The organism is Pantoea sp. PvP021 (genome assembly GCF_054056055.1).
The window spans coordinates 104,372-115,008 of the sequence record NZ_JBSRXX010000013.1; the positions used below are offsets into that span (position 1 = coordinate 104,372).

The following is a 10,637-nucleotide window of genomic DNA, read 5'->3' on the forward strand; positions in this document are numbered from 1 at the left end:
TACGGGCTGGTGGTGAAGTCTGCCAGCCCGTTTCTTCAGATAACGCGGGAGAACTGCTGCTGACGCGCTTTCTGACGCAGATAGCGATCAAAGCACATGCAGATATTGCGGATCAGTAACCGGCCAATTCCCGTCACCTCCAGCCCCGTAGCGGTTTGTTCCACCAGCCCATCAGCTATCAACGGCTTCAGCAGCGCCAGGTCCTCAGCAAAATAGTCGCTGAAGCGAATGCCCCATTGCGCTTCTGTCGCGGCAAAATTCAGCGAGAAGTTACAAATCAGCGTTTTTATCACGTCCCGACGCAAGCAATCATCGTCGGTTAAGGCGATGCCACGCCACAGGCCATTTCCCTGCTGTTCCACACAATTGTACCAGGTATTAAGGTCTTTCTGGTTCTGCGCATAACTGTCGCCAATCATGCTGATGGCAGAGACGCCAAGCCCCAGCAAATCGCTGTCGCCCTGCGTCGTGTATCCCTGGAAATTGCGATGCAGCTGGCCTTTGCGCTGCGCGATAGCCAGTTCATCCTGCGGCTTCGCAAAGTGATCCATTCCAATGAACTGGTAGCCCTGCTGAGTCAGAGTTGCGATGGTCTGCTGTAAAATATCCAGCTTTTGCTGAGCCGATGGCAGTTCACCCTCTTTGATTTTACGCTGTGCCGCGAACATCGCCGGCAGATGCGCATAGTTAAAGACGCTAAGACGATCCGGGCTCAGCGCCAGTACCCGCTCCAGCGTCCAAGCGAAGCTGGCGGGCGTCTGCAGGGGTAAACCATAGATCAGGTCAATGCTGGTCGAGCTGAACCCCTGTTCACGGGCACGCGCCATCAGCCCGAAAATCACCTCTTCATCCTGTACCCGGTTAACCCGCTCCTGCACCGATTTGTTGAAGTCCTGCACCCCCATGCTCAGACGATTGAATCCCAGCGATCGCAGGTGATCAATCACATCCAGCGCAATTTCCCGGGGATCCACTTCGATCGACATTTCGGCATCATCGGCCACGCTGAAATGCTGCTTCAGTAAAGCCACCAGCCGGGAAATCTGCGCATTGTCGAGGAAGGTTGGCGTGCCGCCGCCCCAGTGAAGCTGCGTGACCTGACGCTGACGAAACAGCGGCGCACGCTGAATAATCTCCTGCTCAAGCACATCCAGATAGCGGTCCGCTTTGTGGCGCTGACGCGTCACTATCTTATTGCAGCCGCAGAAGTAGCAGAGACGATGGCAGAAGGGAATATGGACATAGAGCGACAGCGGACGATCGGGGTAACGCGCCACGGCACGCTGGAAGTCGTTTTCCGCGTACTGCTCGCTGAACTCCAGCGCAGTGGGATAGGAGGTGTAACGCGGGCCGGCATAATTGTACTTTTCAATTAACGCCTGATCCCACTCAATCTGCTGCGATGGCATGCTCACTCCTTCCGGTGACGTCGTCTGAGAGAAGGTCGCGAAGAAGAGGAGATAAAAGGTGAGCGGGATGAGACCCGACGTAAACGTTGCTTCAGACGCGACAGGCGTCGTAGTTTAAACAATAACCACAGCAGATAACATGTCGCCAGCAGCGCGAAAATTGATCCAGGCCAAAACATTGTCGTTTACCTGTTAAGCGCGGCATGCGGGTAACGCATGCCGATCAAATTTGCTTAGTTGCCTTTCAGCAGACGGTACATATCTTCTTCAGCCTGCTCATCTTCGGCATCATCCATCACAATGCCTAACTGCTCCATCAGTTCGTCGATACGATCCAGCGAGGCATCCAGCCAGCCCTGATCTTCAGCTGACAGTGTTTCGCCATTTTCCAGCCGATCCAGCAGCGCATCCAGACGTTCGTCATTTTCCAGCTTCGCCAGCTCTTCTTCTGGTGTCAGACGCACTTTCTTCTCTGCTGCCGGTTTTTCTGCGCTTTTCTTTGGTTTAACGGCGGCGGTTTTTCCTTCAGCGATCAGGACCACCGGTTTTTTACTCCCGATGCGCGGATCTTTGACGCTGTCCGCCTGACGTCCGCCATTGTTTTCGGACGCAGCCGGATTAGCACGGCTGCCAGATGCATGTCCGCGATGCTTTTTATCACGTTTGCGATCGCGTGCTTCATGGTTGATATCGTCACGCGATTTGCGTTTGGCTTTGACGGCAGGTTTGCCGTTAGCAGCTCGTGCAGGTTGCTTCATAGTATTCGGTCCCGGCTTTTTTTATTCAGTATAGAATTGCGGCGAAATCTAGCAGAAAGTAGACAAAGAAAAAAGGCGACAGCTCAAGCTGTCGCCTTATTTCATACCTTCATAAGAAGGAATCATGTTTTAAATCCTTTTCGGCTCGTAACATCCCGGTTAATCCCGCGCCTGCTCAACTCCTGAGCTATTCCTTATCCCTGTCTGGCCGCATCCCTGACCCTGTTCCATTCCATCGCTCATAACCCTCCTGGTATCCCTGAGCGCATCATCCTGATGTGTGCTGCCGTGCACTGCACACTAATGTAGACCAACTGGTAAAAGCCTCAAGTCAGTGTCGAAAATAGTTAGTTCAAAAAAAGAACGTTTTAAGATAAGGGTTTGAATTACATATTTTTTTATTTTTAGTAATTAAAGTAAAAAGCGAAATAACCCGCACCGTGAATGGCAAATCTCTTACAAAGTTTGTTACCGAGATGCGATTGAGCACTTTCGCGTCATAACGCGTATAATCGCCCGCATTGCCTTAATGCGTTTTCTGGAGTGTCACCTTGTCTGAATTGAATTACCACGTTACCCACTTTGTCATGAGCGCGCCGGATATCCGCCATCTGCCTGCCGATACCGGAATTGAGGTGGCTTTCGCTGGCCGCTCGAACGCGGGAAAATCGAGTGCGCTGAATACGTTAACCAATCAGAAGGGTCTGGCGCGTACCAGTAAAACGCCGGGACGTACGCAGCTGATTAACCTGTTTGAAGTGAAAGAAGGTAAGCGTCTGGTCGACCTGCCCGGTTACGGTTATGCCGAAGTCCCGGAAGAGATGAAGCTGAAGTGGCAGCGCGCGTTAGGTGAATATCTGCAAAAACGTCAGGCGCTGAAAGGACTGGTTATCCTGATGGATATCCGTCATCCGCTGAAAGATCTCGACCGGCAGATGATTCAGTGGTCAGTGGAAAGTGGCATTCCGGTGCTGTTGCTTCTCACTAAAGCAGACAAACTGGCCTCAGGTGCCCGTAAAGCGCAGCTCAATGTCGTGCGTGAAGCCGCACTCGAATTTGTTGGTGATGTGCAGGTAGAGCTCTTCTCATCGCTGAAGAAAATCGGCGTGGATAAGGTTCGTCAGAAGCTGGACAGCTGGTTTAATACGCTTGAACCTGCGGTTGAAGATCAGGACGCGGAAGAGTGAGTGGCAACCTTGTGCCGGTGATGCTGACGGTACAAAAAGCCCAATAAAAAACGCCCCAGTCACAGAATGACTGGGGCGGCTAAATTCAGCCAAATCCGATTACGTGAAGTAAAAGGTCTGAAAGATAGAACATCTTACCTCTGTACCCTACGCGACGAACTTTACCTGATTTTCTGTGCGTGACAAAGGCTTTTTTGTTGCTTACTTACATGAAACAGGACTTTTTTTACCATGCACGTCACAAAAATAGCGTTGCGATGTAGTTTAATGACGAAAAAAGTGTTTAGACCATAAGCAGTTAGAAAAGCGTTTTCTCTCAGTGCCAGCGTTGACCACGCTAAACCGGTCAACTAAACGATTTTCTTATACCTGATTCAGGGCCGGTTCTGTTCTTCAGAACCGACCACACGCATCGAATCAGTGGGCTTCATCCCAGTTGTCACCCACACCGACTTCAACCAGTAAAGGTACGTCGAGCTGCACGCTACCTTCCATCAGCGCACGGATTTTCTGGCTCGCCTCTTCAACCGCCCCGGCTTTGACTTCGAACACCAGTTCATCGTGAACCTGCATGATCATTCTGACGGCATTGTCGTTTTGCTGTTCCAGCCAGGTATCCACGGCAATCATTGCCCGCTTAATGATATCCGCTGCCGTTCCCTGCATCGGCGCATTGATCGCGGCACGTTCAGCGGCTTTCCGGCGAATGGCGTTACCGGATTTAATATCGGGCAGCCACAGCCGACGGCCTTCCAGCGTTTCGACATAGCCTTTACTCGCCGCCAGCTGGCGTGTGTTCTCCATATAGCGCAGGACGCCCGGATAGCGTTCAAAGTAGAGATCCATATACTTTTTCGCTTCACCCGCGCCGATATTCAGCTGACGCGACAGGCCAAAGGCGCTCATGCCATAAATCAGACCAAAGTTGATCGCTTTGGCGCTGCGACGCTGTTCGCCGCTGACCTTATCCAGCGCCACGCCAAACACTTCCGATGCCGTCGCGCGGTGGATATCTTCGCCCTGGGCAAAAGCGTCCAGTAATCCTTTGTCCTGAGAGAGATGCGCCATGATACGCAGTTCGATTTGTGAATAGTCTGCCGCCACAATGCGATGGCCTTTGGCCGCTACAAATGCCTGACGGATTCGGCGTCCTTCATCATTACGCACCGGAATGTTTTGCAGATTCGGATCGGCAGAGGATAAGCGTCCGGTTGCGGTGACGGCCTGATGATAAGAGGTATGTACCCTGCCACTGATCGGATTGATCATCAGCGGTAATTTATCCGTATAAGTAGACTTAAGTTTGGATAAGCCGCGATGCTCCAGAATCACTTTGGGTAACGGATAATCAAGTGCCAGCTCGGCTAACACCTCTTCGCTGGTTGACGGCGCGCCGCCTGGTGTTTTCTTTGTGGGCTTGATGCCCTGTTTTTCAAACAGGATCACCTGAAGCTGCTTGGTGGATGAGAGGTTGAAGGGTTCCCCCGCCAGCTCATGCGCTTTCAACTCAAGCTCAGCCAGTCGGGCCGTCAGCTCTTTCGAATGCTGCGCCAGAATAGACTGATCGATCAGCACACCGTTGCGCTCTATGCGCGAAATCACCGTCAGTAACGGCATCTCAATCTGCTCAAAGACTTTTTTCGGGCCCGCTTCTTTCTCCAGCTCTGGCCACATCTTCAGATGCAACTGCAGGGTCACATCTGCATCTTCGGCAGCGTAATGGGATGCCTGCTCTAACGCGATTTGATTGAACGTCAGCTGATTTTTGCCTTTACCGGCGATCTCCTGGAAGGTCACGGTTTTATGGTTAAGCCAGCGAGCGGCCAGGCTATCCATGTCATGTTTGCCCACCACGCTGTTGAGGATATAGGACTCAAGCATGGTGTCGAATTTGATACCGGCCAGTTCAATGTCGTAGTTTTTCAGCACGCCGCGATCGTATTTCAGGTTCTGGCCAACTTTCCATGCGCTCTCATCTTCCAGCAAGGGCTTGAGCTGTGCCAGAACGGTAGCGCGATCCAGTTGATCAGGCGCATCAAGATAGTCATGGGCAACCGGCAGATAGGCGGCTTCACCGGGCGCCACCGCGAAGCTGATGCCGACGATATTAGCGCTCAGGGTATCCAGCGCGTCGGTCTCCAGATCAAACGCAAAGACTTCGCTGTTTTTCAGCTTCTCCAGCCAGCTATCAAAGAGATCCTGATCCAGAATGGTGACATAACCCTCGGTCGGTAACACGCTGCTGGTTTCAGCCACCGGGGCCGGTTCATCGGCCTGCGCTTTTTGCGCCTGCGTAGTGCTCTTTTTACCCTGCAGCCATTTACCGTCCTGCAGGTCACTCAGCCAGCGTTTGAACTCGTAACGATTGAACAGGGCCTGCAATGCCTCTGTATCGGGCTCAGTGACTGTGAGCTCTTCACAGGGCAGCGCCAGCTCAACGTCTGTCTTAATGGTCGCCAGCTGATAAGAGAGAAACGCCACATCACGATTCTGCTCAAGTTTGGTCGCCATGGTTTTGGCACCACGAAAGCCGAGATCGGCCACTTTGTCCAGATTGTCATAGATCGTCTGCATGCTGCCCAGCCCCTGCAGCAACGCCTGTGCCGTTTTCTCACCGACGCCTGGCACGCCAGGAATGTTATCGGAGCTATCACCCATCATGGCAAGGAAATCGATGATCAATGCGGGTGGAACACCATATTTCTGCTCAACCTCTTCTGGTCCCAGAATGGTGTTGCTCATAGTGTTAATCAGCGTGATGGCGGGCGTGACCAGCTGCGCCATATCTTTGTCGCCGGTGCTGATCAGTACTGAGAGACCCTTTTTCTCCGCTTCCAGCGCCAGCGTACCGATGACATCATCAGCCTCGACGCCGCTCACAGCCAGCAACGGCAGCCCCATTGCCCGCACCATCTCATGCAGCGGCTCAATTTGTGCACGGAGCTCGTCAGGCATCGGGGGACGGTGAGATTTGTAATGCTCAAACAGCTCGTCCCTGAAGGTTTTGCCTTTGGCATCGAACACCACAGCAACGTGACTCGGATTGTATTGCGCCAGCAGGCTTTTCAGCATGTTGAGCACGCCGTACATGGCACCAGTGGGTTCACCTGCACTGTTGGTCAGCGGCGGAAACGCGTGATACGCGCGATAAAGATAGGATGAGCCATCGACCAGAATCAGGGGATTTTCTGCTATTTGCGCCATAAGTCTGTGTAGTCTTCGTTGCTATGAGTTGGGCTATAAGGATGCCACAACCAGGCAGAAATGGTGAACTAAGGCGTGCCACGTCTGGAGTTTTTCACGCTTTTGGGGACAGGATCGCAACGATCGTTCTGTGGATAACTTTGTGCGTAAAAATTATAACGCGCTGTTTTTCAGGAAAATAAATAATCGGCACTTGAATAAAAACCATAAATTTCATTGGCTTATTTAATTTCCGTGACCCGATCGCTATTTTTAATAGCGCGATCCCTTGTGTGGATATTAAATTTATGCCCTGGAGATGGACAAAAATTGGCCCGTTGTTCAAAGGCATAAAAAAAACGCCAGCAGAGCTGGCGTTTAACGGGGGTGTGAGGCTGATTACTTCTGGCTTACCAGGAATTTAACCACGTTCGCATAGTCTGCGACGAAATTATCCATAGAGCTGGTATCAAGACCGCCGTTGTTAACCATGTATTTGCCATTCACGAAAATAGCAGGCACACCACGCAGATCAACATCAGCAGCGGCTTTTTGCTGCTGCGCAACCAGCGCTTTTACGGCGAAGCTGTTCCAGGCTGCATCATAGTCCGCCGCAGAGATACCGGCCGCTTTGACAAAGGTCTCTTTCAGACTGGCAGGATCGGTGATGGTCTGCGTTTTCTGAATGCCATCGAAGATCGGTGCTGTCACTTTATCTTCAACGCCCAGCGCCATCGCGACAGCCCAGGCCTGGGTCACGACCGGCCCCAGCTCTCCACCGAGAAAATCGACGTGGTATTTCACCATCTTAGTGTCAGCAGGCAGATTCTTTTTCACCGCGTCATTGACGTGATAAATACGTTCAAACTGATAGCAGTGCGGGCAGAAGAAGGAGAAGAACTCCATCACCTGAGGTTCGCCGGCCACAGGTTTAGGCAGACTCACATATTGTTTACCTTCAGTGAACTGGGCAGCAGATGCGCTGAATGCCAGCACTAAACCCATCAGTGCAAACCAAATTTTTTTCATCGTGAAAAATTCTCCTGACTACGTCATTAATATTGCGGTGTCAGCTGCAGAGGAGGTTCCTGCAACAGCTTCTCCTGCTCGGTAAAGAGTGAAATTTGCCTGCGCCAGAAATCTTCATCTGTCATCCAGGGGAAAGCGCGCGGAAAAGCGGGATCCTGCCAGCGTCGGACAACCCAGGCCAGATAATAAACCATGCGCATGGCGCGTAAAGGTTCAATCAGTGACAATTCATTAATATCAAAATCACTGAACTCACTGTACGCCTCCAGCAGTATATCCCATTGAATACGCTGTTCCTGACGATCGCCGCTGATCAGCATCCAGAGATCCTGCACGGCCGGGCCATTACGGGCATCATCCAGATCGACAAACAGCGGTCCGTCACGCCACAGGATATTACCCGGATGGCAGTCGCCATGTAATCGTAGCGGCTGCCACGTGGTGTGCCACTGTTGTTGCAGCGTGTTTCCCAGCTTATCGATAGCCTGTAGCAGTGCGACTTTAAGCGATGCAGGCACTAACAGAGAGTGCTCCAGCACCTGCCGGGGTTCATGCAGATATTCATCCAGACCGATGGCAGGCCGATGCCTGAACAGCGCTTTACGCCCGGTCTGATGAATGCGGCCCAGGAAGCGGCCTACCCACTCCATCTGATCTTCGTTATCTGTCTCATATTGCCGTCCGCCCAGGCTGGGGAATACGGCAAAGAAGAAGCCAGCGTGACAATGCAGTGTCTCACCCTTTAACCGCAGTGGCGCCGCGATGGGCACTTCGTCAGCCAGCAGATCAAGTGCGTACTGATGTTCTTCAGCAATCTGTTCGGCACGCCAGCGCTGTGGGCGATAAAACTTCGCAACATAGCGGCGTTTTTCGTCGTCGCTGAATTGATAAACCCTGTTCTCGTAGCTGTTCAGGGCTGTCAGACCCGATTCGACGCGAATTCCTGTTTCCCAGAGCGCATCAAGCAACACGTCGGGATTCAATGTCTGGAAGTTAAAAGCAGCGTCGCTCATCATGTTACCTGTAGTTGCCCTTGCAAATAGCAGCCAAGGATAACACTACTCGTCCTGTTTAATGACACCCCGTGCGCGGAGCAGTGCTGTTTTGAAATCAACTTCATAATCTTTTTTCAGGCCTGGGATCTCATCATCGCTGGCTGAGTCACGCATCTTGAGATGGTAAATTAATACATCATCGGTTAATTCACTTAACGGGCCACGGAAACCAGATTCCTGAGCCAGTTTCTGCAAAAATGTGACCAGATTAAGATCAGGCTCTTTTTGCCAGGCGGGTTGCAGCAACGCGATTAACTCGTTTAAACGATGGCATTTCATTCAGATTTCTCCTTTCACAGTGCGTCATCAGCGAGGGCACAGTCATGACAATATTAACCGGCATCATTCTGGCCGGTGGTCAGGGCCGCCGTATGGGTGGTCAGGACAAAGGGTTAGTACAGCTGGATGGCAGGCCGCTTTATCAGCATGTCCTTGAACGGCTCAGGCCACAAGTCGACATTGTCATGATTAATGCGAATCGTAATATTGATCGCTATCAGTTAAGCGGATGTCGGGTTATTCAGGATGTTTTTGATGATTATCCCGGTCCGCTGGCCGGTATCTACAGTGGATTGCGTGAGATTGAAGGGGAATGGGCGGTATTCAGCGCCTGCGACACCCCCGCTATCCCGCTCAACTTCGTGGAGCGGCTGATGCAACAACGAGGCGATGCCCCCGCAGTGTGGGTGCGCTCACAAACCCGGGATCATCCTACTCTGGCGCTTATTCATCGCGATCTCGGTACGCCACTCGGTGAATACCTGCAGGCTGGTGAGCGTCGCCTGATGCAGTTCCTGCGCGATCAGGGTGGACATGCGGTGCTGCTGGATGATGATGAATCGCTATTCCTGAATGTGAATACGGCTGATGACCTTAGGGACTATCCTGCCGGCAATATGCCGGACGGAAATGGTCGTCAGCCAGCATAATGTAAAGTCCAGTAGCAGAAGATCCAGCCCGATAGTAACAATTAACGGGACGTCCTTATTTTTGCAAAAAAAAGAGCTTTTTTATCTCTGGATGACGATGGCTACAGTTATTCGTGGAATAAGAGTCGCTGAGCATTCTCAGCCATTGCAACATCGGATGACTGATTACCAGTAAAATAGCTTCAGACAGGGATAGAGAAAAAAGGGGCAGCACGCCTGATATTTAAAATGGCAGGTGATGCCCCGGACGATCAGAGCATTATCAGCCAGCGTTCAAAATATTTGTCCAGACTGAATCTGCGCGTGCCATTGAATCAGCAGTACCTTCCGCAGCACCGACTACCAGACCAAAAACAACGCCCCAAATGCCACCAAACAGGCCGCCTAAAACACCCTGTGCTGGAGCCAGGATTCCACTGGTTACGCCATTAGTATTAGCAGAGATGTTCCAGCCCGCCCATGCAACGCCCATTCCGCCAGCAAACATTCCGATAACTGCACCACCGATGCTGTCTAAGATCCCAGTAGAGGCGGCACCTGATACTAATTCTGTTTCAGCAACAGTTAGTTCTTTCATTTTAATCTTCCTTAAATTAGTTAATGCTCAATAGAAATCCATCGGAGACATTTAATTAAATGTCGAAATTAGTTTCAATCAAGCACTAAAAAATGTAAATAGAATAAAATCCATTCATTCTAAATGCTATGCGTTAGTCCTGTTAGCAGGTTTATTATCATATTAGCTTAATAAGTTGGTAACTTATTAAGCTATAAATTTCAAAAACTTTGTATCTGCTAGTCTTTATTTTATATTTTGATCTAATGATTATTATAGTTTCCGGTGTTTATCAGGCTACTGGTAATTCAAAAAGGAAATGGAGGAACCTGGAGGCTACCGGAGCAGGCTTACAGGTCAAGTTTTCAGCTTAACGTGGCAAAGTGCAGACGTAAAAAAGCCCCGCACTTTCGTGCGGGGCTTTTTCACTTATTTAATGCCTGGCAGTTCCCTACTCTCGCATGGGGAGACCCCACACTACCATCGGCGCTACGGCGTTTCACTTCTGAGTTCGGCATGGGGTCAGGTGGG

General features: G+C 51.1%; 10 protein-coding genes and 1 rRNA gene. 2 read left to right on the forward strand and 9 right to left on the reverse strand.

Annotated features, from left to right (window positions below):
* Positions 1–35: 35 nt before the first annotated feature.
* Positions 36–1,409, reverse strand: a complete 1,374-nt coding sequence (hemN, locus tag ACVKSX_RS22800) for an oxygen-independent coproporphyrinogen III oxidase (protein ID WP_187511605.1) — start codon at positions 1,407–1,409, stop codon at positions 36–38.
* Positions 1,410–1,642: 233 nt separating this feature from the next.
* Complete coding sequence (gene yihI, locus ACVKSX_RS22805; RefSeq protein WP_284671898.1) at positions 1,643–2,167, reverse strand: Der GTPase-activating protein YihI; 525 nt, start codon at positions 2,165–2,167, stop codon at positions 1,643–1,645.
* 551 nt (positions 2,168–2,718) lie between these two features.
* On the opposite strand from yihI, the gene yihA reads away from it, so the two are divergent.
* Positions 2,719–3,354 carry a ribosome biogenesis GTP-binding protein YihA/YsxC gene (yihA, locus tag ACVKSX_RS22810; RefSeq protein ID WP_010258448.1) on the forward strand — a complete coding sequence of 212 codons (636 nt, stop codon included), beginning with the start codon at positions 2,719–2,721 and terminating at the stop codon, positions 3,352–3,354.
* 85 nt (positions 3,355–3,439) lie between these two features.
* On the opposite strand, the gene ACVKSX_RS22815 is transcribed toward yihA, so the two are convergent.
* From ACVKSX_RS22815 to ACVKSX_RS22835, 5 genes are all read right to left on the reverse strand, one after another.
* On the reverse strand, positions 3,440–3,487 hold the full coding sequence (locus ACVKSX_RS22815; RefSeq protein WP_071892919.1) for a spot 42 RNA, inhibition of DNA synthesis: 48 nt from the start codon (positions 3,485–3,487) through the stop codon (positions 3,440–3,442).
* Between the two features lie 284 nt (positions 3,488–3,771).
* Positions 3,772–6,558, reverse strand: coding sequence for a DNA polymerase I (gene polA / locus ACVKSX_RS22820; protein ID WP_167430620.1), 2,787 nt, complete (start codon positions 6,556–6,558; stop codon positions 3,772–3,774).
* 378 nt (positions 6,559–6,936) lie between these two features.
* Complete coding sequence (dsbA, locus tag ACVKSX_RS22825) at positions 6,937–7,566, reverse strand: thiol:disulfide interchange protein DsbA (protein WP_010672112.1); 630 nt, start codon at positions 7,564–7,566, stop codon at positions 6,937–6,939.
* A 26-nt stretch (positions 7,567–7,592) separates the two neighbouring features.
* Entirely contained in the window at positions 7,593–8,579 is a 987-nt protein-coding gene (locus ACVKSX_RS22830) for a serine/threonine protein kinase (protein WP_354439611.1), read from the reverse strand.
* 45 nt (positions 8,580–8,624) lie between these two features.
* Positions 8,625–8,900, reverse strand: a complete 276-nt coding sequence (locus ACVKSX_RS22835) for a YihD family protein (RefSeq protein ID WP_003850728.1) — start codon at positions 8,898–8,900, stop codon at positions 8,625–8,627.
* 44 nt (positions 8,901–8,944) lie between these two features.
* Here ACVKSX_RS22835 and mobA point away from each other — a divergent pair, with 44 nt between their 5' ends.
* On the forward strand, positions 8,945–9,550 hold the full coding sequence (gene mobA / locus ACVKSX_RS22840) for a molybdenum cofactor guanylyltransferase MobA (protein WP_354439607.1): 606 nt from the start codon (positions 8,945–8,947) through the stop codon (positions 9,548–9,550).
* 262 nt (positions 9,551–9,812) lie between these two features.
* Here mobA and ACVKSX_RS22845 read toward each other — a convergent pair whose 3' ends face one another.
* Both ACVKSX_RS22845 and rrf read right to left on the reverse strand, forming a co-directional pair.
* Positions 9,813–10,127, reverse strand: a complete 315-nt coding sequence (locus tag ACVKSX_RS22845; RefSeq protein WP_010672113.1) for a hypothetical protein — start codon at positions 10,125–10,127, stop codon at positions 9,813–9,815.
* A gap of 417 nt (positions 10,128–10,544) precedes the next feature.
* Positions 10,545–10,637: ribosomal RNA gene (gene rrf, locus ACVKSX_RS22850) — 5S ribosomal RNA — on the reverse strand; the annotation flags it as partial.